This is a genomic window from Achromobacter sp. FW305-C-30-7 (genome assembly GCF_058783105.1).
Genome location: NZ_JBYSYI010000009.1, coordinates 223,421 through 250,388, shown reverse-complemented (window position 1 = coordinate 250,388; position 26,968 = coordinate 223,421). Strand labels below are relative to the sequence as shown.

General features: G+C 66.4%; 26 protein-coding genes. 16 read left to right on the top strand and 10 right to left on the bottom strand.

Translation table 11 applies throughout. The features are described 5' to 3' along the window. Positions 1–40 precede the first annotated feature (40 nt). Entirely contained in the window at positions 41–1,108 is a 1,068-nt protein-coding gene (locus AC3WOB_RS25755) for a GlxA family transcriptional regulator (protein WP_207471885.1), read from the bottom strand. Positions 1,109–1,247: 139 nt separating this feature from the next. On the opposite strand from AC3WOB_RS25755, the gene AC3WOB_RS25750 reads away from it, so the two are divergent. From AC3WOB_RS25750 to AC3WOB_RS25730, 5 genes are read left to right on the top strand one after another with little or no spacing between them, the layout of a single operon-like run. Then, positions 1,248–2,300, top strand: a complete 1,053-nt coding sequence (locus AC3WOB_RS25750; RefSeq protein ID WP_013395463.1) for an ABC transporter substrate-binding protein — start codon at positions 1,248–1,250, stop codon at positions 2,298–2,300. Between the two features lie 9 nt (positions 2,301–2,309). After that, entirely contained in the window at positions 2,310–3,362 is a 1,053-nt protein-coding gene (locus AC3WOB_RS25745) for an ABC transporter ATP-binding protein (RefSeq protein ID WP_013395464.1), read from the top strand. Then, positions 3,359–4,207, top strand: a complete 849-nt coding sequence (locus AC3WOB_RS25740) for an ABC transporter permease (protein ID WP_492276575.1) — start codon at positions 3,359–3,361, stop codon at positions 4,205–4,207. Before AC3WOB_RS25745 ends, AC3WOB_RS25740 begins: the two co-directional genes overlap by 4 nt. Further along, positions 4,204–4,995, top strand: a complete 792-nt coding sequence (locus AC3WOB_RS25735) for an ABC transporter permease (RefSeq protein ID WP_013395466.1) — start codon at positions 4,204–4,206, stop codon at positions 4,993–4,995. Before AC3WOB_RS25740 ends, AC3WOB_RS25735 begins: the two co-directional genes overlap by 4 nt. A 34-nt stretch (positions 4,996–5,029) precedes the next feature. Then, on the top strand, positions 5,030–6,043 hold the full coding sequence (locus AC3WOB_RS25730) for a proline racemase family protein (RefSeq protein WP_492276574.1): 1,014 nt from the start codon (positions 5,030–5,032) through the stop codon (positions 6,041–6,043). Between the two features lie 57 nt (positions 6,044–6,100). On the opposite strand, the gene AC3WOB_RS25725 is transcribed toward AC3WOB_RS25730, so the two are convergent. The 4 genes from AC3WOB_RS25725 to AC3WOB_RS25710 are packed head-to-tail and all read right to left on the bottom strand — an operon-like array spanning position 6,101 to position 10,386. Continuing rightward, positions 6,101–7,699 (bottom strand): GMC family oxidoreductase, encoded by a 1,599-nt coding sequence (locus AC3WOB_RS25725; protein ID WP_492276573.1) that lies wholly within the window; start codon positions 7,697–7,699, stop codon positions 6,101–6,103. Positions 7,700–7,704: 5 nt separating this feature from the next. Continuing rightward, a complete protein-coding gene (locus tag AC3WOB_RS25720; RefSeq protein ID WP_492276572.1) occupies positions 7,705–8,526 on the bottom strand; it encodes a shikimate dehydrogenase family protein in 822 nt (273 codons plus the stop codon). A gap of 15 nt (positions 8,527–8,541) precedes the next feature. Next, positions 8,542–9,528 (bottom strand): transketolase family protein, encoded by a 987-nt coding sequence (locus tag AC3WOB_RS25715; RefSeq protein WP_492276571.1) that lies wholly within the window; start codon positions 9,526–9,528, stop codon positions 8,542–8,544. Next, complete coding sequence (locus AC3WOB_RS25710) at positions 9,529–10,386, bottom strand: transketolase (protein ID WP_041654217.1); 858 nt, start codon at positions 10,384–10,386, stop codon at positions 9,529–9,531. It lies immediately after the preceding gene. Between the two features lie 128 nt (positions 10,387–10,514). Between AC3WOB_RS25710 and AC3WOB_RS25705 the strand changes: the two genes are divergently transcribed. Continuing rightward, on the top strand, positions 10,515–11,219 hold the full coding sequence (locus AC3WOB_RS25705; RefSeq protein ID WP_013395472.1) for a GntR family transcriptional regulator: 705 nt from the start codon (positions 10,515–10,517) through the stop codon (positions 11,217–11,219). A gap of 9 nt (positions 11,220–11,228) precedes the next feature. After that, entirely contained in the window at positions 11,229–12,299 is a 1,071-nt protein-coding gene (locus AC3WOB_RS25700) for a glycerol dehydrogenase (protein ID WP_492276570.1), read from the top strand. A 35-nt stretch (positions 12,300–12,334) separates the two neighbouring features. Here the strand turns inward: AC3WOB_RS25700 and kce are convergent, their stop codons facing one another. Genes kce through AC3WOB_RS25685 form a run of 3 tightly spaced genes read right to left on the bottom strand, consistent with a single transcriptional unit; the run spans position 12,335 to position 15,001 of the window. After that, positions 12,335–13,270, bottom strand: coding sequence for a 3,5-dioxohexanoate:acetyl-CoA acetone transferase (gene kce / locus AC3WOB_RS25695; protein ID WP_492276569.1), 936 nt, complete (start codon positions 13,268–13,270; stop codon positions 12,335–12,337). Beyond that, the gene (locus tag AC3WOB_RS25690; RefSeq protein ID WP_492276568.1) at positions 13,263–14,219 is read right to left on the bottom strand and encodes a 3-hydroxyacyl-CoA dehydrogenase; all 957 of its coding nucleotides are present in this window, start codon (positions 14,217–14,219) and stop codon (positions 13,263–13,265) included. Before AC3WOB_RS25690 ends, kce begins: the two co-directional genes overlap by 8 nt. Beyond that, complete coding sequence (locus AC3WOB_RS25685) at positions 14,219–15,001, bottom strand: SDR family oxidoreductase (protein ID WP_088142064.1); 783 nt, start codon at positions 14,999–15,001, stop codon at positions 14,219–14,221. The genes AC3WOB_RS25690 and AC3WOB_RS25685 overlap by 1 nt, the downstream gene beginning before the upstream one ends. 326 nt (positions 15,002–15,327) lie before the next feature. On the opposite strand from AC3WOB_RS25685, the gene AC3WOB_RS25680 reads away from it, so the two are divergent. The 6 genes from AC3WOB_RS25680 to AC3WOB_RS25655 all read left to right on the top strand — a co-directional run bounded on the left by AC3WOB_RS25680 (position 15,328) and on the right by AC3WOB_RS25655 (position 21,791). Continuing rightward, the gene (locus AC3WOB_RS25680) at positions 15,328–16,527 is read left to right on the top strand and encodes an ABC transporter substrate-binding protein (RefSeq protein WP_013395477.1); all 1,200 of its coding nucleotides are present in this window, start codon (positions 15,328–15,330) and stop codon (positions 16,525–16,527) included. Positions 16,528–16,645: 118 nt separating this feature from the next. Continuing rightward, positions 16,646–17,512, top strand: coding sequence for a branched-chain amino acid ABC transporter permease (locus AC3WOB_RS25675; protein ID WP_013395478.1), 867 nt, complete (start codon positions 16,646–16,648; stop codon positions 17,510–17,512). Positions 17,513–17,534: 22 nt separating this feature from the next. After that, on the top strand, positions 17,535–19,316 hold the full coding sequence (locus AC3WOB_RS25670; RefSeq protein WP_492276567.1) for a branched-chain amino acid ABC transporter ATP-binding protein/permease: 1,782 nt from the start codon (positions 17,535–17,537) through the stop codon (positions 19,314–19,316). Next, positions 19,309–20,013 carry an ABC transporter ATP-binding protein gene (locus tag AC3WOB_RS25665; protein ID WP_013395480.1) on the top strand — a complete coding sequence of 235 codons (705 nt, stop codon included), beginning with the start codon at positions 19,309–19,311 and terminating at the stop codon, positions 20,011–20,013. Before AC3WOB_RS25670 ends, AC3WOB_RS25665 begins: the two co-directional genes overlap by 8 nt. An 18-nt stretch (positions 20,014–20,031) precedes the next feature. Then, positions 20,032–21,027, top strand: a complete 996-nt coding sequence (locus tag AC3WOB_RS25660) for an NAD(P)H-quinone oxidoreductase (RefSeq protein WP_492276566.1) — start codon at positions 20,032–20,034, stop codon at positions 21,025–21,027. Beyond that, positions 21,024–21,791: an SDR family oxidoreductase gene (locus tag AC3WOB_RS25655; protein WP_492276565.1), complete on the top strand. Its 768-nt coding sequence runs from the start codon at positions 21,024–21,026 to the stop codon at positions 21,789–21,791. The genes AC3WOB_RS25660 and AC3WOB_RS25655 overlap by 4 nt, the downstream gene beginning before the upstream one ends. A gap of 47 nt (positions 21,792–21,838) precedes the next feature. Here AC3WOB_RS25655 and AC3WOB_RS25650 read toward each other — a convergent pair whose 3' ends face one another. Both AC3WOB_RS25650 and AC3WOB_RS25645 read right to left on the bottom strand, forming a co-directional pair. Then, positions 21,839–22,498 carry a thiopurine S-methyltransferase gene (locus AC3WOB_RS25650; protein ID WP_492276564.1) on the bottom strand — a complete coding sequence of 220 codons (660 nt, stop codon included), beginning with the start codon at positions 22,496–22,498 and terminating at the stop codon, positions 21,839–21,841. Between the two features lie 48 nt (positions 22,499–22,546). Then, on the bottom strand, positions 22,547–23,593 hold the full coding sequence (locus AC3WOB_RS25645; protein ID WP_492276563.1) for an aldo/keto reductase: 1,047 nt from the start codon (positions 23,591–23,593) through the stop codon (positions 22,547–22,549). A gap of 319 nt (positions 23,594–23,912) precedes the next feature. On the opposite strand from AC3WOB_RS25645, the gene AC3WOB_RS25640 reads away from it, so the two are divergent. From AC3WOB_RS25640 to AC3WOB_RS25630, 3 genes are all read left to right on the top strand, one after another. Continuing rightward, positions 23,913–24,875 carry an AraC family transcriptional regulator gene (locus tag AC3WOB_RS25640; RefSeq protein ID WP_013395485.1) on the top strand — a complete coding sequence of 321 codons (963 nt, stop codon included), beginning with the start codon at positions 23,913–23,915 and terminating at the stop codon, positions 24,873–24,875. 118 nt (positions 24,876–24,993) lie between these two features. Further along, positions 24,994–26,295: an alanine racemase gene (locus AC3WOB_RS25635; RefSeq protein ID WP_492276562.1), complete on the top strand. Its 1,302-nt coding sequence runs from the start codon at positions 24,994–24,996 to the stop codon at positions 26,293–26,295. Positions 26,296–26,298: 3 nt separating this feature from the next. Beyond that, positions 26,299–26,967 (top strand): amino acid ABC transporter permease, encoded by a 669-nt coding sequence (locus AC3WOB_RS25630; RefSeq protein ID WP_013395487.1) that lies wholly within the window; start codon positions 26,299–26,301, stop codon positions 26,965–26,967. Position 26,968: the final 1 nt, after the last annotated feature.

Here is a 26,968-nt window from a genome sequence, read left to right as displayed (position 1 = left end):
CCCAGGACCCGCCTGCTCCGGAACGAGCCGTGCACAGCCCCTAGGCGGGAAACACGCTGACGCCGCTGTCGCGATCCGCGGCCTGCTGATACTGGCGCGGCGACTGGCCGAAATGCGCGCGGAAATCGCGCGAGAAATGCGCGCCGTCGGCAAAGCCGCAATCCAGCGCGATCTGCGTGATGCTGCTGGGATTGTTCAAGAGCAGCCAACTGCCGTATTCCAGCCGCAACTGCCGCTGGAACGCCATGGGCGACATGCCCGTCGCCAGGCGAAATGCGCGTTCCAGCTGCCTGCGCCCCACGCCGACGTAGCGCGCAATCGCGTCCAGCGGCGGCGGGTTGTCGATGCGCTGCTCGATGAAGTGCGCGGCTTGGCGCACGCGCAGGTCCTGGATGCCCGACAGATCCGTGTGGAAGTGCGCTTGCGGCACGCGCCCCGGGCGCACGCCTTGCAGCATCATGTGCCGCATCGCCTGCTGCGCCTTGTCGCGCCCGCAATGGCGGGCCACCAGGTACAGCGCCAGGTCGATTGCAGCCGTGGAGCCGGCGCAGGAAATCAGGTCGCCTTCGTCCACGAACAGTCGGTCCACCACCGCGCGGGCTTGCGGAAAGCGCTCGCGGAAGGTGTCCAGCACGTTCCAGTGCACGCAGACCGTGCGCGGCCCGATGACGTCCGCCTGCGCCAGCGCGAAGGTGCCCGTGCATATGCCCAGCAGCCGCACGCGCTGCGCCGCCGCCAGCCGCAGCCAGTCGCGCAAAGGTTCGGGCAGGCGACCGTTGAAATAGTCGTTGCCGCCGCAAACCGCCACATAGTCGAACTGGGTCGGGTCCTCGGGCAGGCCGTCGGCCACGTCTATGGTCAGGCCCGCGCTGCAGCAGCGCGGCTTGCCGTCCCAGCTCATGACGCGCCAGGCGGTATGGATCTGGCGGCTGCGTCCGCCGTGGTCGCCCGCCAGCCGCAACACGTCCACCAATCCGGCAAAGGCGGCCAGCGTGAACTGGTCCAGCAGCACGATGCCTACGGTCAGTGCGGGTTTCCCCTGGGGCAGGCCGCTGAACTCGTCGTCATAGGAGAAAGACGGCGCCGCGGCGGGTGTAGCGGTTTCCATGTCGCAATTATTCAAGTTTTTGTCCCAGGCCTTCAAGCTGGTTTTCCCGGGGATCGCCCAAGATGCATCTATGGCACCGTGCTGCCGCGCCTGCCGGCGCAGTCGCAACGGGCCGATAAATCGACAAGGGGAATCCGACATGGCAACACCTACCCGCAGCGCGATCCGCGCCGCCTTGCTGGGAACCGGCCTGCTGCTCGCAGGCCAGGCGCTGGCCCAGCAGCAGAAGATCACGGTCGCCTGGTACGGCGGCAACTGGGGCGACGCGTTCCGCGCCTGCGTGGCCGAGCCCTACACCAAGGCGACTGGCGTGGCCGTGGTGCCGGAAGTCGGCACGTCCACCACCACGCTGGCCAAGCTGCAACAGCAGAAGGGCGCGCCCACCATAGACGTGGCCTGGATGGACGGCGGCATCAGCGAACTGGCCGCCGAAGCGGGCGTGCTGGACGCGCTGGATCCCGCCGGCATCCCCAACCTGAAGAACGTCATCGACCAGGGCGTGTACCGCAACGGCGCTGGCGCCTACGCCGTCAGCACCGGCTACTACTCGCTGGGCATTGCCTACAACACCAAGGAAGTGCCGCAACCGCCCACCAGCTGGAAGGACCTGTGGAAGCCCGAGTACGCGGGCGCCGTCGCCATTCCCTCGCCGGCGAACTCGTCGGGCGTGCCGTTCATCTTCTTCCTGGCACGGGTGTTCTCCGTCGACCCGTCCAATCTGGCGCCGCTGTACGCCAAGCTGGCGTCGCTGGACACCGCGCTGTTCTTCGACAGTTCGGGCGCGGCCACCAACGCCTACCAGAGCGGCGAGGCCATCATCGGCGCGCACTTCAACGTGGGCGCCTGGGACTTGATCGACAAGGGCCTGCCCATCGGCTTCGCCGTGCCCAAGGAAGGCGCCTGGGCCACGGATGCGCGCCTGCATCTGGTGAAGAACGCGCCGAACAAGGCCGCCGCGCAGAAGTTCATCGACACCGCGCTCACGCCGGATGCCGCCGCCTGCCTGGCCACGCGCCTGTACCTGGGGCCCGCCGTCAAGGACGTGCAGGTGTCCAAGGACGTGGCCCGCAAGCTGCCCTGGGGCGCGGACGGCTCGGTCAAGAACCTGAGCCTGTTCGACTGGAACCTCATCAACAGCCGCCGCGCCGAGGTCACGGACGCCTGGAACCGCCAGGTTGCCCGCAAGCGCTAGGGATAGAACATGTCCGCTTTGCTCACCATCGAAGGCGTGTCGATGCGCTTTGGCGCCTACCAGGCGCTGGACCGCATCGACCTGGAGATCCAGCAGGGAGAGTTCGTGGCCCTGCTCGGTCCCAGCGGCTGCGGCAAGACCACCCTGCTGCGCTCGATCGCCGGATTCCTCAGGCCCGAAGCCGGCCGCATCCTGATCGAAGGCCAGGACATCAGCCGCCTGGCCGCGCACCAGCGGCCGCTGAATACCGTGTTCCAGAACTACGCGCTGTTTCCCCACATGAGCGTGCTGGAAAACGTGGCCTATGGTCCGCGACGCCAGGGCGCGTCGAAGCAGGACGCGGCCGGGCGCGCGCGCGCCGCGCTGGACATGGTGGGGCTGGCGGACTTCGGCCCGCGCTATCCGCGCGAAATGTCCGGCGGCCAGCAGCAGCGCGTGGCGTTGGCGCGCGCCATCGTGAACCAGCCCAAGCTGCTGTTGCTGGACGAACCGCTGTCGGCGCTGGACCTGAAACTGCGCAAGCGCATGCAGCTGGAGCTCAAGCACCTGCAGGCCAAGCTGGGCATCGCCTTCATCTTCGTCACGCACGACCAGGAAGAAGCCATGACCATGGCCGACCGGGTGGTCGTCATGCATGCGGGCAAGATCGAACAGGTGGGCGGCGGGACCGAAATCTACCGGCATCCCGCCACGCGCTTCGTGGCGGAGTTCATCGGCGACGCCAACCTCATGCCGTTCACGGCCATCGACGGCGATGCACTGCAGATGGATGCCCAAGGCCTGCGCGTGCGGCTCCCGGGCAAGACCGCGCCCGCGCGTGGCGTCGCGGTTCTGCGGCCCGAGGACCTGCGCCTGGCCGATGCATCGGCGGCCACGGCCCTGAGCGGCACGGTCACCGACGTCATCAACGTGGGCAGCCATTGCATGATCCACGTGGACATCGGCGGACAGGTCCTGGTGGCGCGCCACGGCGGCATCGCGCCGTCCGGCCTGGGCCCGGGCGCAGCGGCGCGCCTGGCATTCGCGGCGGAACACCTGCACCTGATCGGTGAACAGCCATGAGCATGCGCGCCTGGCGTTCGCCCTGCCTGCTGCTGGCGGCTCCCGTGCTGTTCTTCGCGGCCTTCTTCCTGGCGCCGCTGGCGGTGGTGGCGCTGGCCAGCATCACCGGCGGGCCTGACGGCCTGAGCTTCACCCCGCAGCAATACTTGCGCGTGCTGGGCGACCAGTACCACTGGGACGTGATCCTGGTGACCTTCCGGCTGGCGCTCTTCACTACCGTCGCCTGCGTGCTCCTGGGCTATCCGCTGGCCTGGTATCTGGTGCGGGTGGTGCGCTGGCAGGCCTGGCGGCGCTTCTGCGTCATCCTGCTGGTGGTGCCGCTGTTCACCAGCAACATCGTGCGCGCCTTCGGCTGGATGGTGCTGCTGGGCCGCAACGGCCTGGTCAACCAGGCGCTGGTGGGCGTGGGCGCCGCCGATCGCCCGGTGCGCTTCATCGGCACCGAGCTGGGCATCCTGATCGGCATGGTCTACGTGCTGCTGCCCTTCGTGGTGCTGGCGGTGGGCAATGCGCTGGCGCGGGTCGATCCGGCCTGCGAGCAGGCCTCGGCCGACCTGGGCGCCAGCCCGGCAGCCACCTTCTTCCACATCACCTGGCCGCTGACGCTGCCTGGCGTGGTGTCGGGCGCCATCATGGTCTTCACGCTGGCGGTCAGCGCCTACGTGACGCCGGCCCTGCTATCCGGCGGGCGCGTGTCAGTGCTGTCCATGCTGATCTTCCAGCAGTACAGCACGGTGTTCGACTTCCACTACGGCGGCGCGCTGAGCATGGTGCTGCTGGTGTTCACCTTGATCCTGGTGGCGCTGGCCAACCGCGCCGCCGTCCTGCCGGGAGCCGCGCGATGATCGCCCGCAACCTGATCCGCCTGATCGCCCTGGGCGTGCTGGCCTACCTGGCCCTGCCGCTGGTGGTGATCCTGGGTTCCTCGTTCACGGCCACGCCTTACCTGGCGTTTCCGCCCAAGGGCTTCACGCTGGACTGGTACCGCACCCTGCTGATCGAAGCCGGCTATGTCGCGGCGTTCACGACCAGCACGGTGCTGGCCCTGGCCGCCACGGCCGCGGCCGTGCTGCTGACGGTGCCGGCCGCGCTGGCGGTGGCGCGCTACGAGTTCCCGGGCAAGGCCGCGCTGACCTCGGTGCTGATGTCGCCGCTGGTGCTGCCCCACATCGTGCTGGGCGCGGCGCTGTTGCAGTACGGCGCGTACTTCGGCCTGACGCGCAGCTTCCTGTCGCTGCTGATCGGGCACATCGTCATCATCGCGCCCTTCGTGCTGCGGTCCACGCTGACCTTGCTGACGCCGGAGCAGCGCGCCCTGGAGGAAGCTTCGGCGGACCTGGGCGCGAATCCCTGGACGACCTTCTTCCTGGTGGTGCTGCCGCAGATCCGGCCGGGCATCGTCACCGGATCGATCTTCGCCTTCATCTCTTCGTGGATCAACGTCGAGCTGTCCATTTTCAACACCACGGCGGACCTCAACACCATCCCCGTGAAGCTCTTCAACTACGTGCAATACACGATAGATCCGACCATCGCAGCCGTATCGGGCGCCACGATCGTGGTTGCGGTGATCGCCATCGTCATCCTGGATTTGACCGTCGGGCTGGACATGCTGTCCGAACGCGGCAAATAACTTTTCCCTACCTTACTTGTCTGGAGCCACAGTCATGCGCAAGCAAGACGCGTTCGATGTCATCTATACCCATACCGAAGGCGAGCCCCTGTGCATCGTGCATAGCGGCATCCCCTACCCCGCCGGCTCCACCATCCTGGAGAAGCGCGCCTTCCTTGAACAGAACTACGACTGGCTGCGCAAGGCGCTGATGCGCGAGCCGCGCGGCCACAAGGACATGTTCGGCGTGTTCCTGACCCCGCCGTCCAGCCCGGAGTTCGACGCCGGCCTGATCTACATCGACGGCACCGAGTATTCGCACATGTGCGGCCACGGCACCATCGCGGTCAGCATGGCCATGGTGGCCCACGGCCTGGTGCCGCGCGGCAAGGACGGCATCACCAAGATCCGCTTTGAGACCACCGCCGGCCTGGTGGTGTCGGAAGTGGCGTCCGAAGGCGACAACGTGCTGTGGACCCGCTTCGAGAACGTGCCCGCCTATGTAGCCGCGCAGGACATCCCGGTGGAGCTGCCGGGCTACGGCAAGCTGTCCGCCGACATCGTCTGGGGCGGCAACTACTTCGGCATCGTCGACCTGTCCGGCTGCGACCTGCGCATTTCGCCGGACAACGGCACCGAGCTGTCGCGCATGGGCCTGATCGTGCGCGACCAACTCAACGCCCGCCACCGCATCCAGCACCCGACCGAGGCCCACATCAACAACCTGAACTTCATCACCTTCTGGCACCAGCCGACCATCGAGGGCGCGTTCTACAAGAACGTGCACGTGTTCAGCGCCGGCCAGCTGGACCGCTCGCCCGGCGGCACCGGCACCAGCGCGATGATGGCCATGTTCGAGGCGCGCGGCAAGATGGGTTTGAACCAGCCGATCAAGTCGGAAGGCCTGCTGGGCAGCGGCGTGTTCGAGGGCTGCCTGCTGGGTGAAGTCGATCTGAACGGCACCCGCGCCGTGCGCCCAACGGTCAAGGGCACGGCCAGCATTCTCGGTACGGCGCGCTGGGTGATCGACAAGAACGATCCCGTTGGCGCCGGGTTCCTCATCCGCTGAAGTGCAAAGGCGCACGGACCAATTGGCTCCGTGCGCCCTTGTCCAAGCCAGGCGCGGCTACGCTCGCGCCGCATCCTCCAGGATCATCTCCGCGCCGCGCTCGGCCACCATCATGACGGCGGCCTGGGTGTTGCCGGAGACCATCTTCGGCATCACCGAGGCATCCACCACGCGCAGGCCCGACAAGCCGTTCACGCGCAGGCGCACGTCGGTGACGGCGGCGGGGTCCGAACCCATGCGGCAGGTGCCGATCGGGTGATAAATGGTCTGGCCGTTGCGGCGCGCGAAGTCCAGCCATTCGTCGTAGCTGTCCACCGCCGCGCCGGGGCTGATCTCGGATTCCACGTAACGCCGCATGGCCGGCTGGCCGACGATGCGCCGGGCCACCTGCATGCCGCCCACCAGGCTGTCGCGGTCCACCTGGGCGGACAGGAAATTGGGGCGGATCGCGGGCCCGGCCTGCGGGTCCGCCGACTTGATGTGGATGGATCCGACCGATTCGGGCCGCAGCTGCGCCACGCCTATCGTCATGCCCGGATGCCGGTCCAGGATGCGTTCGGCCGCGTTGGCGTAGCTGGCGTGCACGAAGAAGTACTGCACGTCGGGCGCGGGCAGGTCGGGCGCGCTTTTCACGAAGCCGTGCGCCAGCCCCGTGCCCAGGGTCAGGATGCCCTTGTGGCTGGCGTAGTAGCGCGCCACCTGCTGCGCCAGGCGCCAGCCGCGCGACATCTCGTTCAGCGTCACCGTGTCCTTCACCCGCCAGTTCATGCGCGTGGCAAAGTGGTCGATGTAGTTCTCCCCCACCTGCGGCTGCGCCAGCACCGGCGCAATGCCGAACGATTGCAGCAAGGCCGGGTTGCCGATGCCGGACAACTCCAGCAACTGCGGCGACTGCACCGCGCCCATGCACAGCAGTGTCTCGCGCCGCGCGCGCACGATGTGTTCCTGCCCATTCTTGCGGTAGGCCACGCCCACGCAGCGCTTGCCCTCGAACACCAGCCGCGTCACGTGCGCGCCGCATTCCACGCTGAGATTCTTGCGGCCGGCGGCCGGTTTCAGGTAGCCGTCCACTACGCTCCAGCGCCTGCCCCGGTGCTGCAGCACCTGGTAGTAGCCCACGCCTTCCTGGCTGCCACCGTTGTAATCGGGGTTCAAGGGCTGCCCGTCTTCCTGCGCCGCCCGCAAGAAGGCATCTGCGATGGGAAAGCGTTCGGCCACCTCTTCCAGGTGCATGGGGCCGTTCTTGCCGCGGCTGCCATCGCCGGGTTCATAGCATTCGATCTTGCGGAAGACGCGCTCGGCCTGGTTGTAGCCCCAGCCGGTGGCGCCGGCAGCCGCCCAGCCGTCGTAGTCCCGCGGCTGGCCGCGGACGTAGATCATGCCATTGATCAGCGTCGAGCCGCCCAGGCCCTTGCCGCGCGGCACGGCGATGGTGCGGCCATGGACGTTGTCTTCCGGCTCGGTGGCAAAACGCCAGTTGTATTCCGGGTTCACCAGCAGCTTGGAAAAACCCGCCGGAATGGAGATCCACATGCTGCGGGCTTCGTGGCCGGCCTCCAGCATCAGCACGCGATGCTTGCCGTCGGCGCTCAGGCGGTTGGCCAGGATGCAGCCTGCCGTGCCGCCCCCGGCAATGATGAAGTCGTAATCGCTCATGCGGGTCAGCGTCCTGTGCCGGCCTGCTGATCCGCTGCCACGCCCAGCATCTGCGCCATCAGCTCGATCTGGCAGGCCAACATCGGCGCGCCGTAATGCACCTTGCAGCCGCGGGCCTGCGCCGCCAACAGCAAGGCGGTGTCCTTGGGCTGCATGATGACTTCGCAGACCAGTTGGTCCGGCGTCAGCCGGCTGGCGTCCAGCGGCAGCGCGTCCTCCGGCTTCATGCCCAGCGAGGTGCCGTTGACCACCAGGTCATGCCCCGACGGGTCGGCCGTCCCCACGTCGATCCGGGCATCGGGATGCAGCGACAGGATGCGCGCCTTCAGATCCTCGGCCTTGGCCGTGGTGCGGTTGGCGATGGTCAGCCGCACCACGCCGGCCTGCACCAGTGCGAAGCCTATGGCATTGGCCGCGCCGCCCGCCCCCGCCAGGTAGGCGCTCTTGGCCTCGGGCGACACGCCCGCGCTCCGCAGGCCGCGCACGAAGCCTTCGCCGTCCAGCATGTGCGCCACCAGCTTGCCGTCGGCCTCGCGCCGCACCACATTGGCCGCGCCGATCTTGCGCGCCACGGGAGTGGCGTCGTCCACCAGGTCCAGGATGGCGGTCTTGTGCGGCACGGTGACGATGACGCCGCCCAGGTTTTCCAGCCGCCGCAGGCCTGCCACCACGTCCGCCAGGTTGTCCGGCCGGGCGTGGAACGGCACGCACACGCCGTCGAAACCGATGGCGGCGAAATGCTCGTTCATGCGCTGCGGCGTCTTCACGTGGTGGATGGGATCGGCCAGGATGCCGAACAGGCGCGTGGTTCCGGTGATTTCCTTCATGCTTGTCTCCGTGTCTCAGGGCTGGAGCGTGGCGCGCGCGACCTCGGCGATGCCGGCGGCGTCCAGCTTGTAGTACGCATACAGGGTGGTGGGCGGCGCGATCAGGCTGTATTCATCGTAGATGCCGTGGCGGCGCAGGCGCGTGCCCGTGCCCGCGTCCGCCAGGACCTCGGCCACGGCCGAACCCAGTCCGCCCAGCACGTTGTGCTCTTCCACCGTCATCAGCTGGCGGGACTTGCCCGCCGCGGCCAGCACGGCGTCGCGGTCCAGGGGCTTGATGGTGGGCATGTCGATCACGCCCACCGACAGGCCCTCGCCGCGCAGTTGCTCGGCCGCGGCCAGGGCCGCGTGCAAGGTGATGCCGCAGGCGATGATGTTCAGGTCCGAACCGCTGGAATGGACGATGGCGCGGCCGAATTCGAAAGGCGTGCCGTCTTCATAGACCTGCGGATCGCGGCCGCGGCCGATGCGGAAGTAGATCGGCTCGGGCCAGTCCGCCGAAGCCTTGATGGCGGACGCCAGCTGCGGACCGTCGGCGGGCGAGACCACCGTCAGGCCGGCCAAAGCACGCATCGTCGAAATGTCTTCCGTGGCGTGGTGCGAGGTGCCGTAAAAGCCCAGGCTGATGCCGGTATGGTGGCCGATCAGGCGCACCGGCAGTTTGGTATAGGCCACGTCCATGCGGATCTGTTCGCAGCACAGGAGGCCCAGGAAGGACGCGAAGGTCGCGACGAAGGGCATCATGCCCGTGGTCGCCAGCCCAGCGGCCGCCGACACCATGTTCTGCTCGGAAATGCCGAACTGGACGTAGCGGTCGGGGTAGGCCTGCGCAAAACGATTCAGGCCGTTGGAATACTGCAGGTCGGCCGAGCCTGCCACCACGGGGTGTCCCGCCTGCGCCAATTCAATCAGCGCGTCGGAAAGATAGGACAGCCCGGGATTCACCGCGTTCAGGGCGCGGTACTGCCAGGAGTCGGGAGAGAGGACTTGTGCCTGTGCCATTCAAATCTCGCGGGAAAGGATTTCGTCGACAGCGCTTTGCGCGTCTTGCGGCGCAAGGTAGCCCAGGTGCCAGCCCGGCTCGGTTTCCATATAGGACACGCCTTTGCCCTTGATGGTCTTCGCGATCACGCAGGCCGGCTTGGCGCGCGCCTCGTCCGCGCGCAGGCGGCGCAGCAAGGCGGTCAACTCCGCCAGGTTATGGCCATCCACTTCGTGCACTTCCCAGCCGAAGGCCTGCCATTTTTCCTTCAGCGACTCCACGCCCATGACGTCGTCGACCTTGCCGTCCAGCTGGTAGCCGTTGCGGTCGATGATGGCGACCAGGCGCGACAGGCGGTTGTGCGCGGCGAACAGCGCGGCCTCCCAGACCTGGCCTTCCTGCATCTCGCCGTCCCCCAGCAGCACGAAGACGTTGAAGTCGCGTCCGCTCATGCGCCCGCCCACCGCCATGCCCACGCCATTGGAGAGCGCGTGGCCGATGGAGCCCGAGCTGAAATCCACGCCCGGCACCTTGCTCATGTCGGGATGGTCGCCCAGCGGACTGCCCAGGCGGGTGTAGCCGTCCAGCAATTCGCGGTCTATGAAGCCGTGGTCGGCCAGCACCGGAAAGAGGCCCACGGCGGCATGGCCCTTGCCCATCAGGAAGCGGTCGCGGTCGGGCCACTGCGGTTCGCCCGGCCGCAGGCGCATCACGTCGTAGTACAGCGCGGCGAAGATTTCCGCGCACGAGAACACCGAGCTGTAATGCCCGACCTTGGCGATTTCGATCAGCCTGATGGTCTCCAGCCGGATGTGGCGGGCCTTTTCCCGCAGCATCCCGACCTCCCCTTCGGTAGGGGCCTCCCTGTCACTGCTCATGGCGCTTCCTTTTCGCTGTTAGGATATATGATATATAATATACCCATCGCGCTCGAATTTGCCATGGCGGGATAGAATTCATCCCGAATCCACCCGCCCCCATCAATACAGCAAGCCTGAGCCCTGTCATGTCCAGCCTCAAACCGGTAAAGAAAGAGAACCTCTCCGTCAGGGTCTACAACGAAATCCGCAATGCCCTGATCAATGGGCAGTACGAACCCGGCGAACGCCTGATCATTGGCGAACTGGCCCAGGAAATGGGCGTCTCCATCACGCCCGTGCGCGAAGCGATCTTCCGGCTGATCAGCGAGCAGGGCCTGGAAATGCAGGCGGCCACCGCGGTCTACGTGCCTTACGTCAATTCGGAAAAACTGCGCGAAATCCAGCAGATCCGTTTCCACCTGGAAGGCATGGGCGCGGCCGAGGCCGCCCAGAACATCACGCGCAAGCAGCTGGACAACCTGATCGCGCTGCAACGGGATTTCATCTCCTGCACTTCCAGCGATCCCAAGCGCGCCAGCTACCTGAACCGCAAGTTCCACTTCGCCATCCTGGAAGCCAGCAACAAGCCCATCCTGCGCGCCACGGTGGAATCGTTCTGGGTGATCACCGGCCCCATCCTCAAGGTGTTCCACGTCAAGACCTCGGGGTTGGATTACTCGCAGAACGAGCACCGCCACGAGGCCGTGCTGGAAGCCCTGGAAGCGCGCGACTCCGAAGCCGCCAGGCAAGCCATCCAGGCCGACCTGGTCTGGGGCGGCAAGATCATGATCGACTGGCTGGTCGAGCGCGAAAAGGAACTGGACTACCGCCCTCCCGCTGCCCGCAAATAGGAACAACCCATGCTGAAGATTTTTGGCGCGCCCTGCCGCTACATCCAGGGCGCCGGCGCCCTGGACACCCTGGGCCAGTACGCCGCCCTGTTCGGCCGCCGGGCCGCCCTGGTCATAGACAGCTACGTGCATGGCGTGCTGGGGCCAAGAATCGAAGCCTTGTGCGCGGCGCAAAACGTGTCGCTGATACCGCTGATCGTCGAAGGCGACCTGACGCCGGCCGTGATCACGCAGTTGCGCGCGCAAGCCGCGCCGGCCGGCATCGACATGGTGATCGCGGTGGGCGGCGGCAAATCGCTGGACGCGGGCAAGGCGGTGGCCAAGTCCTCGCACTGCCATCTCATCACCGTGCCCACCGTTGCCTCCAACGACGCGCCAACCAGCAAGAACTACGTCCTGTACGACGCCCATCACAATCTCCTGGCGGTGGAGCACATGCTGTTCAACCCCACCCTCGTGCTGGTGGACACGGCCGTCATCGCCACCGCGCCGGCGCACTTCTTCCGCGCCGGCCTGGGCGATGCGGTCTCGAAAAAGTTCGAGGCCGAGCAGTGCGCCCGCAACGGCGGCAAGAATATGTATGACGGCGCCCCGCCCCTCACCGCCCAGTTCATCGCCGACGGCTGCCTGCGCACCCTGCTGGCCGACGGCGTGGACGCCGTTGCCGCTGCCGGCAGCGGCCAGCCCACACCGGCCTTCGAACGCGTGGTGGAAGCGATGATCCTCATGAGCGGCCTCGGTTTCGAAAGCGGCGGCCTGTCCATCGCCCACGCGCTGACGCGCGGGCTGCCCAAGATCAGCGGCGTGGCGAGCGCGCCGCACGGCCTGCAGGTGGCCGTCGGCCTGCTGGTGCAGCTGGACCTGGAAAACCGGACGGACAGCATGCTGGCCGAACTGACCCGCTGGTATGAACAAGTGGGCTTGCCCACGACCTTGCGCGAACTGGGCGCGGCCGCCGAGCCATCCGACGCGGAATTGATGCTGGCCGCGGAGCTGAGCCTGAAGGCCCGCCACGCCGCCAACTTCGACCGCGCGCTCGACACCGATACCTTGGCCGCCGCGCTGCGCCGTTACGCCTGACAGGCAGGCGCCGGCCCCGCCGGCGCCCCACCGCATCAGAACGCGACGTTGTCCTTGCCCTTCAGATCCAGCTTGGCGCGCGCTTCTTCGGGCGTGGCGATTTCCAGGTTCAATGCTTCCAGGATGGTGCGGATGCGCTCCACCTGGACCTGATTGGACTGCGCCATCTCGCCCGGCCCGATCCACAACGAATCCTCCAGCCCCACCCGCACGTTCGACCCCATGGCGGCGCCGATGGTCGCCAGCGGGATCTGGCCGCGGCCAGCGCCCAGGATCGACCATTCATAGTCGTTGCCGAACAGCCGGTCGGCCGTGCGCTTCATGTGCATCAGGTCTTCGGGGTGCGGGCCGATGCCGCCCAGGATGCCGAACACCGACTGGATGAAGGGCGGCGACTTGACCAGGCCGCGGTCGACGAAATGCGCCAGGTTGTACAGATGGCTGATGTCGTAGCACTCGAACTCGAAGCGGGTGCCGTTGGCGTTGCCCAGCGCCAGGATGGACTCGATGTCCTGATAGGTATTGCGGAACACCAGCGAGCGGCTGTTCTCCAGATGCTCGCGCTCCCAGTCGTGCTTGAATTCGGTGAAGCGGCCCAGCATGGGGTACAGGCCGAAGTTCATGGACCCCATGTTCAGCGACGCCAGCTCCGGCTTGAAGGTGGTGGCCGGACGCATGCGCTCTTCCACCGTCATATGCGGGCTGCCGCCGGTGGTGATGTTGATGATGGCGTCCGTTTCGCGTTTGATCCGCTCCAGGAAGGGCTTGAACAAGGCCGGATCCTGCGAGGGCTTGCCGGTCTGCGGATCGCGCGCATGCAGGTGCAGCACCGCCGCGCCAGCCTTGGCCGCGCCGATGGCCGCTTCCGCGATCTCGTCGGCCGTGACCGGCAGGTGCGGCGACATGCTGGGGGTGTGGATGGCGCCCGTCACGGCGCAAGTGATGATGACTTTCTGCTTGGGCTTAGCCATTGTTGTCTCCGTTGTCCTGTTTGTGGCGCATGAGGCGCATCAGTTTTTCGTCGCGCCAGAAGCGGCGCTTGGCAAGATCTTCCCGCGGCAGCAAACCGCGGCGCTCGTCCGACAAGGCATCGACCAGCGCGCCGTCCCAGGCGACGGGTTCGCCCTGGGTCGCGCCGATGGACTGGTACAGCCCGCCGTAGCGTGCGCAATAGTCGGCAATGCCGCCGGGCGCGTTGAGGTCTATGGTTTCGAACGGCCCCATGAACGACCAGCGCAGGCCCAGGCCGTCCTTCACCGTGGTGTCGATATCCTCGGCGCTGGCGATGCCCGCGCTGGCCAGGCGAAACGCCTCGTGCAGCAACGCGCCCTGCAGGCGGTTGAGAATGAAGCCTTCGATTTCGCGTCGCACCAGCACGGGCTTCTGGCCGATGCCGGTCATGATGGCGCGGGCGGCAGCCACGGCCTCGGGGCTGGTCCAGGGCGCGGGGCACAGTTCCACCACCGGGATCAGGTAGGGCGGATTCACCGGATGCGCCACCAGGCAGCGATGCCGTCCGGACAGGTGTCCGGTGAATTCGCTGGCGGGGATGCTGGATGTGGAACTGCCGATGATGGCGTCGGGCTCGGCAGCGGCGTCCAGTTGCGTGAACAGCGCCCGCTTGATTTCGACGTTTTCGGGCGAGTTTTCCTGGATGTAGCGCGCGCCCGTCAAGGCGTCCGCCAGGCTGCTTGCAACATGAATGCGGCCACCGATGGCCTCGGCGTCCTTGAGCAAACCCTGGGTTTCAAGTTCCCGCAGCTGCTGCAGGATCAGGCCTCGCGCCTCGGCCAGCATGGCGGCGTTGACGTCATACAGGCGCACTTCCCAACCCATGCGGGCAAACACGATGGCCCAGCCCTGGCCTATCAATCCGGTGCCGACGATGGCGGCGCGCTGCGCATTGGACGCGGCGCCCATCAGTAGAGCTTCTGCGTGAAGCCGTCCACCACGATGGCCTGCCCCGAGACGCTGCGGGCCGCCTCGCTGGCATTGAACAGCACCATGTTGGCGATATCGCGAGCGGTGACCATGCGGCCCAGCGCCGCCTGGTTCTCGTACTGCGCGGCGATCTCCTCCACCGGCCGGCCCAGCGTATCCGCCTTGGCCGCGATGACGGCGCGGATGCGCGGCCCTTCGACCGCGCCCGGCAGGATCGCATTGACGCGGATGCCATGCGGCCCCAGCTCGATGGCCAGGGACTTGGTGAAGCCTATCACCGCCCACTTCGACGCCGAATAGACCGAACGTCCGGCAAAACCCAGATGCCCGGCCGCGGACGACAGGTTGATCATGACGCCGGCCTTGGATTCCTTGAGCAAGGGGATGGCCTGGCGCGCGCACAGGAACTGTCCGGTGATGTTCACGGCCAGCGTGCGGTCCCAGTCGGCCTTGGACAGGGTTTCGACATAGCCGGTGGGACCGGCCACGCCCGCGTTGTTGACCAGGATGTCCAGGCCGCCCAACTGGGCGCGGACCTGATCGAACAGCGCGCTGACGCTGTCTTCGTCCGAAACGTCGGCCAGGGCCGCATGCACCCCAGGCAATTCGGCCGGCAGCGCGGCCAGGCGCTCCTGGTTCACGTCGCATACGAATACGGAGGCGCCGGCATGGCGGAACACCTTCGCCATTTCCAGGCCCAGCCCGTCCGCGCCGGCGGTGATCAGCACCCTTTTCCCGGCGAAATCCACTTCCTCGAACATGCCTCTGTCTCCTAGATTCTTATGAAAAGCAGGCAATTGATGATATACGATATATGAAAAAAACAACTGTGACCTGATGTTTTTGGCAACCGTTGCCTCAGCCAAAAAGAGTCATCCCAAAGCAGGATGAAAACCCGTATTTGCGCTGGATCAGCCCGCTAAGTCTTTATTCATGCGGCTTTAGGGAATTCCCCGATTCGGTGGGTTACGGCCCCCACTAGAATCCAAGGCGGGGTTTGCTACCCGCCCGGCCGATATATCATATATTCAAAAAAACGGACCAAACAAGAAAGTCCGCATCCCATACCGACAAAGGAGCGTAGACAGTGTTCAAGTTCAACAAAATTGCTTTGGCGCTGGGCGTGTGCGGCGCGCTGGCAAGCGGCACCGCAGCGGCCGACATGAAGGTAGGCGCCCTCTTCCCGTTCAGCGGCGCGCTCGCGCTCCTGGGACAAGAGAGCTATCGCGGCCTGGAACTGGCCGTCAATGAGATCAACGCCGCCGGCGGGGTCAACGGCGAAAAGATCGAAATCATCAAGGCCGACGCCGTCGACCCGACCCAGGCCGTGTCGGAAACCAAGCGCCTGATTTCCTCCAACGTGGTCGGCGTGTTCGGCAGCTACGCTTCGGGCATTTCCTACGCGGCCTCGCCCGTCACCGAGCTGGCCGGCGTGCCCTACTTCGAACTGGGCGCCACCGCGCACAAGATCACCACGCGCGGCTACAAGTACCTGTTCCGCAGCAACCCCAACACCGCGCTGTATGGCGTGTCGGTGGTCAATGCGCTGCACGACACCATCGCGCCGGGCATGGGGCTGAACCCCAAGGACATCAAGATCGGCATCATCCACGAGGACGGCCCCTACGGCACCGACGTGGCCGCCACCGAGAAGAAGCGCGCGCAGGAGCTGGGCTATACGGTGGCGGAAGTGCTGCCGTATTCGGCCAAGACTGTGGACCTGTCCTCGCTCATCCTGCGCCTGAAGGGCGCCAAGGTCGACGTGGTGTTGCAGACGGCCTACCAGAACGACGCCATCCTGTTCTTCAGCCAGGCGCGCGCCGCGGGCTTCAAGCCCAAGGTCGTGATCGGCGCGGGCGGCGGCTATTCGCTGGCCGACACGGCCAAGGCCGTGGGCGCCGACATGAACGGCGTGTTCGACCTGGACTTCCCTCAGTCGTCCATCAATCCGGCGGGCGCGCCCGGTCTGGACAAGTTCCTGGAAGCCTACAAGGCCACCTACAAGAGCGATCCGCAGTCCGGCCACAGCCTGACCAACTATGTCGGCGCCAAGGCCTTCTTCGAAGCCATCGGCAACGCCAAGTCCACGGATAAGGACAAGATCCGCGCGGCGGTCCTGGCCTACAAGAAGCCGGCCGGCCAGACCGCCAACGGCTGGGCCTTCGACTTCGGCGAAGACGGCCAGAACAATGCATCCACGTTCTACGTGATGCAGTGGCAGGACGGCAAGCTCGTCACCATCGCGCCCAGCAACCTCGCACTCGGCAAGCCGGTCTTCAAGAAATAAGCGCCACGCCAGTGCTCAGGCGCTCGGGGGCGCCTGACGTATCCCGGGGTCCGCGCGCCCTGGTTCGGCCGACAGCTCGGCCGAACCAGGGCCGCTACCCGCTCTAAGAGGTTGCAACATGGAACTATTCATTCAACTGGTCATCAACGGCCTGTTGCTGGGCGGCGCGTATACCATCATCAGCCTGGGGCTGACGCTGATCTTCGGCGTGGTGCGCGTGGTGAACTTCGCGCATGGCGAATTCCTGATGATAGGCATGTACATGGTCTATCTGATCGCGGCGCAATTCGGCGTGCACCCCTACGCCGGCCTGGTGCCGGTGGCAGTCATCCTGTTCGCGCTGGGCGCGCTGACGCAGAAGGGCATCATCCAGCCGCTGCTCAACGCCGACCAGCACATCCAGATCTTCGCCACGGTGGGCGTATCCACCATTCTCCTGAACCTGGCCCTGGTGATCTTCGGCGCCAACGTCTACCGCGCGCCGGTGGAGCTGGGCACCAACGCCATCGACATCGGCCCCTATTCGATGGTGACCGGACAGCTGATTACCTTCGTGATCGGCCTGAGCCTGGCGGTGCTGCTGCACCTGTTCATGCACCGCACCTATCTGGGCCGCGCGCTGCGGGCGGTGGCGCAACACCGCTACGCCGCCACCCTGATGGGCGTGAACGTCAATAACGTCTACGCCATCGCCTTCGGCCTGGGCACGGCCTTCGTCGGCATCGCCGCCGGCCTGCTGGCGCCGCAGTATCCGGTGTTTCCCACCGTGGGCACGTACTTCGTGCTGACGGCGTTCGTGATCGTGGTGCTGGGCGGCCTGGGCAGCCTGTACGGCGCCGTGGCCGGCTCCATGATCATCGGCATCGTCGACACGCTGGCCGGCTTCTACATCGCCCCCGACCTGAAAGAGGTCGTGTATTTCGGGATCTTCCTCTTGATCCTGGTGCTGCGTCCGAACGGCCTGTTCGGCGTCGGCACAGAGTGATCAGAGCAACAAGGAGCGAGATGTGTTTCCCGATATTCGACACCCCAAGACCTACGTCAGCCTGATCCTGCTGATCGCGATGTTCCTGGTGCCCGTGATCATGGGCACGCCTTTCTGGACCAATCTGTTCGTGCTGCTGTTCGTGTTCTCGGCCCTGTCGGTGGCCTGGAACATCGTCGGCGGCTACGCCGGCCAACTGTCCCTGGGCCACGCCGTGTTCTACGGCATCGGCGGCTATACCGCCACGCTGCTGACGCAGAACTTCGGCATTTCACCGTGGTTCGGCATGCTGGCGGGCGCGGTCATCTCGGGCGCGGTGGCCATCCTGATCAGCTACCCCACCCTGCGGCTGCGGGGTCCGTTCTTCGCGCTGGCCACCATCGCCATCCTGGAAGTGGTGCGCCTCCTGGTCATCCACGAAGAAAGCTGGACCGGCGGCTCCAGCGGCATCAGCCTGCCGTTGAACATAGGCTGGACCTGGATCGTGTTCCGCGAGAAGGTCAATTACGTGGTCATCGCCTTCGGCCTGTTCCTGCTGGTGACCTGGGCATCCTGGTACATCCGCAAATCGCGCATCGGCCACTACCTGATCGCGATCCGCGAACGCGAGGACGCGGCGCTGGCGGTCGGCATCCATACCGTGCGCATGAAGATCATCGCCGCGGTCGTGTCCGCCATGCTGACCAGCATCATCGGCACCTTCCACATCACCTACCTGACCTTCGTCGATCCCAGTTCGGCGTTTTCGCTGGAATTGTCGATTCAGGTAGCCATGTTCGCCCTGATCGGCGGCCTGGGCACGGTGGCCGGCCCCATCGCCGGCACCTTCCTGGTGCTGCCCATCGCCGAACTGGCGCGCGGCTGGCTCAGCAGCGTGGGCAACGGCATGCACGGGCTGATCTACGGCCTGATCCTGGTGGCGGTAGTGCTGACCATTCCGCGCGGCCTGGCCGGCGCCTTCGGTCCGACCATCGAGCGCTGGCTGTCGCGCCTGCCCTATCTGGGCACGCCGCGCGCCAAGCTCAAGCTGGCCGATGAACTGCGCCTGCGCAGCGCCGAACGCACCGATCAACCGGTGCTGAAAGCCGAAAAACTGTTCAAGAGCTTCGGCGGCCTGCGCGCCACCAACGACGTGTCGCTGACGCTGAACCAGAACGAGATCCTGGGCATGATAGGCCCGAACGGCGCGGGCAAGACCACGGTGTTCAACCTGCTGTCGGGCTTCCTGTCGCCAGACAAAGGCGGCATCAGCATGCTGGACGCGCACGGCAAGTGGGTCACCTGCAAGACGCCCGACGAATTCGCGCACCAGGGCCTGGGCCGCACCTTCCAGATCGCCAAGCCCTTCACCGGCCTGACCGTACTCGAGAACATCATGCTGGGCGCCTTCATCCGGACCTCGAACCGCGACGAGGCCGAGCAGATCGCCATGAAGGTGGCCGAGCAGACCGACCTGGTGAAATCCCTGGACATCGAGGCGCGCAACCTGACCGTGGGCGGCATGAAGCGCCTGGAGGTCGCCCGCGCGTTGGCGATCAAGCCGCGCATCCTGCTGCTGGACGAAGTGATGGCGGGCCTGAATCCGACCGACATCGAGAAGTCGATCCAGATGATCCGGCGCATCCGCGATTCGGGCGTGTCGGTACTGCTGATCGAACACATGATGCAGGCCACCATGGCGCTGTCCGACCGCATCATCGTGCTGAACGAAGGCGCGGTGCTGGTCAGCGGCGCGCCCAAGGACGTGGTCGAGAACCCGGCCGTCATCGAAGCCTATTTGGGCAAGGAGTACCAGGATGCTTAAGGTTTCGAATCTGTCCTCGGGCTACGGCAAGAGCCAGGTCCTGAACGGCCTGAACTTCGAGGTCCAGGCCGGCGAGATCGTCACGCTGATCGGCGCCAACGGCGCGGGCAAGACCACCACCTTGAAGACGCTTTGCGGCGTCATCGGCGCGATGGAAGGCAAGGTCGAATTCGAAGGCGTGGACCTGACCAACCGCAAGCCCTACGACATCGTGGACGCCGGCATCACCATGATCCCCGAAGGCCGCCAGCTGTTCCCGCACTTCACCGTGCGCGACAACCTGCTGATGGGTTCATACAAGCGCGCCGCCCGCCCCATCGTGCAGCGCAAGCTGGACGAAGTGCTGGGCATTTTTCCGCGGGTGAAAGAAAGGCTGAACCAGTACGCCGGCTCGCTCTCCGGCGGCGAACAGCAGATGGTGGCGATCGCGCGCGGCATGATGGCCGATCCCAAGCTGCTGGTGTTCGACGAGCCCTCGCTGGGCCTGTCGCCGCTGCTGGTGCAGCAGATGTTCGACATCATCCGCGGCGTCACCGCCCACGGCGTGACCGTGCTGCTGGTGGAGCAGAACGTATTCCGCACGCTGCGGCTGGCGGATCGCGGCTACGTGCTGGAGAACGGCGCCATCGTGCGCACCGGCACCGGCGCGGAACTGCTGAGCGACCCGCATGTGAAGAAGGCCTATCTGGGCCACTGATACCAAGGATTCTCTTTTATGTCTCTACGCTGCACATATATCGATCACGGCCAGGGCGGCGCGCCCGATTGCATGCGCCTGGCCGAACGCGACATGGAAGCGCCCGCCGGTCGGCAGGTGCTGATCGAAGTCGCCTACGCCGGGGTCAATCGCCCCGACGTGCTGCAACGCTCCGGCTCCTACCCGCCGCCGCCGGGCGCCTCGCCCCATCTGGGGCTGGAGGTATCCGGCACCGTCATCGCCACCGGCCCCGAGGCCAGCCTCTGGAAGGTTGGCGACCAGGTCTGCGCGCTGACGCCGGGCGGAGGCTATGCCCAGTATTGCCTGGCTGACGAGCGCCATTGCCTGCCGGTGCCGCGTGGCCTGGACCTGCTGACGGCCGCCGCCATCCCCGAAAACTACTTCACGGTGTGGACCAATGTGTTCGACCGCGCCCGCCTGGCGGCCGGCGAGCGCTTCCTGGTGCACGGCGGATCCAGCGGCATCGGCCTGACCGCGATCCAGCTGGCCCGCGCCTTCGGCGCCGAGGTCTGGACCACCGTGGGCAACCAGGAAAAGGCCGAGGCCTGCCTGGCCGCCGGCGCGCATCACGCCGTGCTGTACCGTGAGGCCGACTTCGAGGCCGAGGTGCGCCAGGGCAGCGGCGGTCCGGGCGTGGACGTGATCCTGGACATGGTGGGCGGCGCCTACATCAACAAGAACCTGCGGCTGCTGGCGGTCAACGGCCGGCTGGTGCAGATCGCCTTCCTGGAAGGCAGCAAGGCCGAGATCGATGCCATGCCCATCATGATCAAGCGGCTGCAGTTCACCGGATCCACCCTGCGCCCCCGCTCCGACGAAGACAAGGGCGCGATCACCCAAGCGCTGGCGGATAAGGTGCTGCCGCTGATGGAGCAAGGGCAATGCCTGCCGCGCATCCACCAGGTGTTCCCGTTGGCCGAAGCGGCCCAGGCGCACGCGCTGATGGAAAGCAGCAAGCACATCGGCAAGATCATGCTGAAGGTGGGCGCATGAGCGGGCGCTTCCAGGATCAGGTCGCCATCGTCACCGGCGCGGTCGGCGGCATAGGCTCGGCCATCGTCGAGAGTTTCCTGGCCGAGGGCGGCCGCGTGGGGCTGATCGACTTCAATTCGCAGGGCGGCCAGGCCTACGAGAAGGAGCTGCGCAAGCGCGGCCATCAGGTCTGCTTCGTGCACGCCGACGTGGCGCGTTTCGAGGAATGCCAGGCGGCCTATGAGCGCATCAGCCGCGAACTGGGCGCGGCCACCATTCTGGTCAACAACGTCGGCATTTCGCCCAAGACGGACGGACGCGCGCTGAAGGTCTGGGAGATGCCGCCGCGGGAATGGGAGAACGTGGTCGCCGTCAACCTGAACAGCGTGTTCTACATGACGCACCTGGCCACGCCGCACATGGTGCGCGAGCGCCAAGGGCGCGTGATCAACATGTCTTCGGTAGCCGGCCGGGCTTACTGCGACATCGTGGCGGCGCACTATGCGGCCACCAAGGCCGGCCTGATCGGCCTGACGCGCCACTGGGCAGCCGAACTGGGCGAACACGAGGTCACGGTCAATGCGCTGGCGCCCGGACGCATCAGCACGCCTCTGCTGAAATCCGTACCCAAGGAAATCAATGACGCCGTGGCGCAGGTGACCGCGCTGCGCCGCCTGGGCACGCCCGAGGAAGTGGCGGATGCCTGCCTGTTCTTCGCGTCGGACCAGGCCCGCTTCGTCACCGGCCAGGTGCTGGACGTAGCCGGCGGCTGGCTGATGACTTGATATCGTGATGAAAAGCGCCCGCCTGCAAGCTCAGGCGGGCGTCTCCTTCATTCCTGCGAGCCCAGGTGGTAGACCACCGTGTCCAGCCGGCTCACGCCGGCGGCCAGGAACTTGGGTTCCTTTTCCAGGATGTCGCGGCGGTCGATGATCCTGGCGGGCGACACGCCTGCAAAGATCGCCTGCACTTCGCTGTCCACCACCGAGAACGGCGGCCCCGACATTTCCTCTTGAGGATAGTCCAGCGTGATCAGCAGGCCCTGGCAGGCGGGCGACAGATTGCCGTAGACGTGGCGCACGTAGTCCGCGCGCATGGCTTCGGGCAGCGCCACCAGCGCCGCGCGGTCGTAGGCGCCGACGCAATGCGACAGCAACTGCGCGTCCAGCTTGAAGATATCGCCGCAGATGATTTCAATGCTGCCCGCCACGTAATGCTTGCCATAGACGGACACGTGGGTCAGCGGCTTGAGTTCGTTTTCCTCGAAGAACTGTTCGACCGCAAGCTGCGACAGCTCGACGCCCAGCACGGAATGCCCCTGCGCCGCGATCCACACCATGTCCAGCGACTTGCCGCAAAGCGGCACCAGTACGCGGCCGTCCTTGGGTACGCCCAGCGTCGGCCAGTATTTCTGCAGCAGCGGGGTCACCCGCGATTGATGAAAATGCGTGCGCCCTTCGCGCCAGCGCTCAAGCCAGAATTCCGCGTCCATGCCTGCTCTGCCTCCTGTGTAGTCGTTGCGAGGCATTGTAGTGCTGGCCTATGCCGCGCCGGAATCGCTCAGCTGCTTGCGCCGGTACTCGCCCTGGCGCACGTGCATCCAGCCCGGATACTCCGGCGGCAAGGCGCTGACCTGATCCAGTTCGGCCAGTTCGTCGGCCGTCAGCCGGATGGAAGTTGCCGCCAGATTGTCGTCCAGCTGCTCCACGCGCTTGGCGCCGATGATGACGCTGGTCACGGCCTGCTGGTGCAGCAGCCAGGCCAGGGCCACTTGGGCTACGGACACGCCGCGCGCGCCGGCAATGCGACGCAGGACGTCGATGCTGTCGTAGGCGCGATCCTGGTTCACCGGCGGGAAGTCGAAGGCGGCGCGACGGCTGCCGGCTTCAGCCTGGCCGTCGCGGCTGTACTTGCCGCTGAGCAGGCCGCCCGCCAGCGGACTCCACACCATCAGCCCGACGCCTTCGCTTTGCAGCATGGGCACGATCTCGCGCTCCAGGTCGCGGCCGGCGATCGTGTAGTAGGCCTGCAGCGACTCGAAGCGCGCCAGGCCCAGGCGTTCGGCGATGCCCAGCGCCTTCATGATCTGCCAGGCGGCCCAGTTGGACACGCCGACGTAGCGCACGTGGCCGTGCTGCACCAGATTGTCCAGCGCCCTCACCGTTTCCTCCACCGGAGTGGCGGGATCGAAGCCGTGGATCTGGTAGAGGTCGATATGGTCCAGCTGCAGGCGCGACAGGCTCTTCTTGACGCCGTCCATGATGTGCGAGCGCGAGTTGCCGCGCGCATTGACGCCGGCCCCCGTCTGGCCGAACACCTTGGTCGCGATGACGACGTCCTCGCGCGCCACTTTCAGGTCGCGCAGCGCCTGGCCGGTGATGACTTCGGAACGGCCCTCGGAATACACGTCGGCCGTGTCGATGAAGTTGACGCCGGCATCCAGCGCCCGGCCCACCAGCCGGTTGGCGTCTTCCTGCTGCAGGCTGCCGATCTTGCTCCAGAGCTCGCCTTCGCCGCCGAAGGTCATGGTGCCCAGGCAGAGTTCCGACACGAACAGGCCAGTACTGCCGAATTTCTTGTACCGCATGGTTGCACTCCTTCAAGGGCTCGACGGGAGCCGGCACTCCAGGATGGAAGAGTCTCAGCCCGTCTGCCGGGATGGAGGCAGTATGCGTCCGGCGCCGGCCGCGGGCGCTGCTTGATCCTGCCCTTTTTTTGCCCAATTCTCCGGCAACGCCAGGCATCCAATCGGCGTGCGCTCATTCCTCCGGATTTCCTGCCCATTTCTCCGTGAAAGAGACGGCGCCCTGGATGCAGCCCCGCTTGGGCATACACTGAAAGCCGCCCGATTCTCCGATTTTCCTCCGCCGCCCGCCTTCCCGGCGCGGTGCGCCACGGGAGCCCCCATGACCATGACAACCGCCATTACCGACCACCGCGCCGGCCCGACGCTGGACGCCGCCTACGAGCCGGCGCGGCGCGAGCTGCTCTGCACGCTGGAACGCATGACCGGCGATCTGGAGGGCTCGCTGGACACGCCCATCGAGGGCCTGTTCCTGCACCGCCTTTCGCAGCCCACCGGCGCCAAGCCCGGCCTGCAGAAGGCAGCGTTCGCGGTCATCGCGCAGGGGTCCAAGCGCCTGCTCATCGGCGACGAAGCCTACGAGTACGATCCCTTCCACTATCTGATTTCCTCGGTGGAACTGCCGGTCGTGGCCAAGGTCTCCGTCGCCAGCCCGACCCTGCCCTACCTGGGCTTGCGGCTGGACCTGAACGTGGAGGAAATCACCGCGCTGATCAGCGACGAAAACCTGCCCGCCCAGCCGCCTGCCGAGGCCGGACGCGCGCTTTGCGTCAATCCGCTGGGCAGCGTTTTGCTGGACGCGGTACTGCGCCTGCTGCGCCTGCTGGACACGCCGCGCGACATCCCCATCCTGGCGCCCCTGGTCAAGCGCGAACTGCTGTACCGCCTGCTGATGAACGGCCAGGGCACGGTGCTGCGCCAGTCGGTGCTGCAAGACAGCCAGCTCAACCGCGTGGCCAAGGCCATCCGCATCCTGCGCGACAACTATGCGCAGCCCCTGCGCGTGGAAGAGATCGCGCGCGACGTGCACATGAGCGTGTCGTCGCTGCACCATCATTTCAAGCAGGCCACCGCCATGAGCCCGCTGCAATACCAGAAGCACCTGCGCCTGCAGGAAGCGCGGCGGCTGATGCTGACCGATGACGCCGGCGTGGCGCTGGCGGCCCATGCCGTGGGCTATGAAAGCTCTTCGCAGTTCAGCCGCGAATACAGCCGCCTGTTCGGCTCGCCTCCCTTGCGCGACAAGCAGCGCTGGAAGGACGAAACCGCGCTGGCGCCGGCTTGAAACGCCGGTTTTCGCTTTCCTAGGGATTGCCCTAATCCTAATTTGACAACGTTACCATTAGACTGCCGCCATAAAATGATAACGTTGTCATATCCCTGAATCCTTCTTCGGCGGCCGCATGAATCCCTTCCTGGAAACCCTGCTCGATACTCCACTGGACGACACCTACCGGGGCATTCCTCCGGGCGAGCCAGCCGTTGCGCTGCGCGCCGTGGCGGCCCGCGGCTGGCAGCCCAGCAGCGGCAACATGGCCCTGCCCGTCCTGACGCTGGACGAGGCGGCCTTCGCCCACAACGTCGAACAGATCTTCCAGTACGCCCGCAGCCACGGCGCGGCGCTGGCGCCGCATGCCAAGACGCCGATGTCGCCGCAGATCGTGCAGCGGCTGCTGGATGCCGGCGCCTGGGGCGCCACCGTCGCCAACCTGCAGCAAGCCGCGGTGCTGCTGCGCGCCGGCGTCTCCCGCCTGATGCTGGGCAACGAGATCGGCGGCGCGGCCAGCGGCGCCCGCCTGGGCAAGCTGCTGGCGGCCTACCCCGATGCGCGCCTGCTGGCCTTCGCGGATTCCGCCGCCACGGTGCGGTCGCTGGCCGCCGCGGCGGCTGAAGCCGGCCGGCCGGTGGAGGTGCTGGTGGAAGTCGGCGGCGGCCGCGCGGGCGCACGCGACGATGCCGCGGTCGCGGCCATCCTGGACGCGATCGGCGAACAGGGCGACAAACTGGCGCTGGCGGGCGTGGCCACCTATGAAGGCGCCGTCGCCTCGTCTGACGCTGCGCTCACCGCGCAGAACATCGCCGCACTGATGGCGCGCGCCGCCCGGGTGTTCCAACACGTGCGCGCCCTGGCGCCACAAGCGCCGCTGGTATTCACGGCAGGCGGCTCGGCCTTCTTCGACCATGTCACCCAAGCGGCCAAAAGCTGGCTCGCCGAGGACGGAAATGCCCAGCTGGTGCTGCGCAGCGGCGCCATCTTCTTCCATGACCACGGCACCTATCAGCGCGCGCTGCAGGCCATGGACGCCCGCGCGGGCTTCCAGGTCGACGGCCAGGCGCGCAGCGCCGCCGCCGATTTCCGGCCGGCCCTGCGCCTGTGGGGCGAAGTCCTGTCGCGCCCGGAGCCGGGCCTGGCGATCTGCGGCTTCGGCATGCGCGACGTGTCCTACGACCAGGACCTGCCCGCGCCGCTGGCCGCCTTTCGCGGCGGCGCGGCCCTGCCCGGTTGGGATGCGCAGGCCCACGTCACGCGGCTCAACGACCAGCACGCCTTCCTGGCCATCGCCGCGGACAGCGAACTGGCGCCGGGCGATGTGATCGAGTTCGGCATTTCCCACCCCTGCACCTGTCTGGACCGCTGGCGCGTCTTCTTCGGCCTGGACGCCGACGGCCGCGTGCAGTCGGCGTATCGCACGTTCTTCGGGTAAGCCATGCAACAGCTGAACTTCCAACAGGTCTGGCGCTACCGCGAACAGCTCTGGGACGGCATCCAGGTGACGCTGGAGCTGACCATCATCGCCGTGGTCGCCGGACTGGCCATCGGCCTGGCCGGCGCCGTGTTGACGCGCCACGGCCCCAAGCCGGTCAAGCTGGCGCTGCGCGCCTATGTCGAGGTGTTCCGCAACACGCCGTCGCTGATCCAGCTGTTCGTGGTGTTCTTCGTCCTGCCGGGGCTGGGCCTGCGCATGCCGCCCTTCGTGGCCGCGGCGCTGGCGCTCAGCCTGTACTTCGGCGCCTATGCCATCGAGATCCTGCGGGCCGGCCTGGACTCCATTCCGCGCAGCCAGATCGAGGCCGGCCACTGTCTCGGCCTGAGCACCTGGCAGGTGTACCGCCACATCGTGCTGGCGCCCGCCCTGCGCAACGTCTATCCGGCCCTGGGCACGCAACTGGTCATCCTGTTGCTGGGCACTTCGCTGGCCTCGCAGGTGTCGGCCGAAGACCTGTTCCATGCCGGCAGCTTCATCGAAAGCCGCACCTACCGCAGCTTCGAGGTCTATGCCGTGATCTGCGGCATCTATTTCACGCTGGTACTGATCACCAAGGCCCTGCTGGCCCTGGCCGGCCGCCTGACGTTCACTTGGCCCGTGCGCCGCTAGG

Coding starts and splice junctions, on each gene's coding strand:
- AC3WOB_RS25755 (WP_207471885.1), bottom strand. CDS start 1,108: ATGGAAACCGCTACACCCGCCGCGGCGCCGTCTTTCTCCTATGACGAC.
- AC3WOB_RS25750 (WP_013395463.1), top strand. CDS start 1,248: ATGGCAACACCTACCCGCAGCGCGATCCGCGCCGCCTTGCTGGGAACC.
- AC3WOB_RS25745 (WP_013395464.1), top strand. CDS start 2,310: ATGTCCGCTTTGCTCACCATCGAAGGCGTGTCGATGCGCTTTGGCGCC.
- AC3WOB_RS25740 (WP_492276575.1), top strand. CDS start 3,359: ATGAGCATGCGCGCCTGGCGTTCGCCCTGCCTGCTGCTGGCGGCTCCC.
- AC3WOB_RS25735 (WP_013395466.1), top strand. CDS start 4,204: ATGATCGCCCGCAACCTGATCCGCCTGATCGCCCTGGGCGTGCTGGCC.
- AC3WOB_RS25730 (WP_492276574.1), top strand. CDS start 5,030: ATGCGCAAGCAAGACGCGTTCGATGTCATCTATACCCATACCGAAGGC.
- AC3WOB_RS25725 (WP_492276573.1), bottom strand. CDS start 7,699: ATGAGCGATTACGACTTCATCATTGCCGGGGGCGGCACGGCAGGCTGC.
- AC3WOB_RS25720 (WP_492276572.1), bottom strand. CDS start 8,526: ATGAAGGAAATCACCGGAACCACGCGCCTGTTCGGCATCCTGGCCGAT.
- AC3WOB_RS25715 (WP_492276571.1), bottom strand. CDS start 9,528: ATGGCACAGGCACAAGTCCTCTCTCCCGACTCCTGGCAGTACCGCGCC.
- AC3WOB_RS25710 (WP_041654217.1), bottom strand. CDS start 10,386: ATGAGCAGTGACAGGGAGGCCCCTACCGAAGGGGAGGTCGGGATGCTG.
- AC3WOB_RS25705 (WP_013395472.1), top strand. CDS start 10,515: ATGTCCAGCCTCAAACCGGTAAAGAAAGAGAACCTCTCCGTCAGGGTC.
- AC3WOB_RS25700 (WP_492276570.1), top strand. CDS start 11,229: ATGCTGAAGATTTTTGGCGCGCCCTGCCGCTACATCCAGGGCGCCGGC.
- kce (WP_492276569.1), bottom strand. CDS start 13,270: ATGGCTAAGCCCAAGCAGAAAGTCATCATCACTTGCGCCGTGACGGGC.
- AC3WOB_RS25690 (WP_492276568.1), bottom strand. CDS start 14,219: ATGGGCGCCGCGTCCAATGCGCAGCGCGCCGCCATCGTCGGCACCGGA.
- AC3WOB_RS25685 (WP_088142064.1), bottom strand. CDS start 15,001: ATGTTCGAGGAAGTGGATTTCGCCGGGAAAAGGGTGCTGATCACCGCC.
- AC3WOB_RS25675 (WP_013395478.1), top strand. CDS start 16,646: ATGGAACTATTCATTCAACTGGTCATCAACGGCCTGTTGCTGGGCGGC.
- AC3WOB_RS25665 (WP_013395480.1), top strand. CDS start 19,309: ATGCTTAAGGTTTCGAATCTGTCCTCGGGCTACGGCAAGAGCCAGGTC.
- AC3WOB_RS25660 (WP_492276566.1), top strand. CDS start 20,032: ATGTCTCTACGCTGCACATATATCGATCACGGCCAGGGCGGCGCGCCC.
- AC3WOB_RS25655 (WP_492276565.1), top strand. CDS start 21,024: ATGAGCGGGCGCTTCCAGGATCAGGTCGCCATCGTCACCGGCGCGGTC.
- AC3WOB_RS25650 (WP_492276564.1), bottom strand. CDS start 22,498: ATGGACGCGGAATTCTGGCTTGAGCGCTGGCGCGAAGGGCGCACGCAT.
- AC3WOB_RS25645 (WP_492276563.1), bottom strand. CDS start 23,593: ATGCGGTACAAGAAATTCGGCAGTACTGGCCTGTTCGTGTCGGAACTC.
- AC3WOB_RS25640 (WP_013395485.1), top strand. CDS start 23,913: ATGACCATGACAACCGCCATTACCGACCACCGCGCCGGCCCGACGCTG.
- AC3WOB_RS25635 (WP_492276562.1), top strand. CDS start 24,994: ATGAATCCCTTCCTGGAAACCCTGCTCGATACTCCACTGGACGACACC.
- AC3WOB_RS25630 (WP_013395487.1), top strand. CDS start 26,299: ATGCAACAGCTGAACTTCCAACAGGTCTGGCGCTACCGCGAACAGCTC.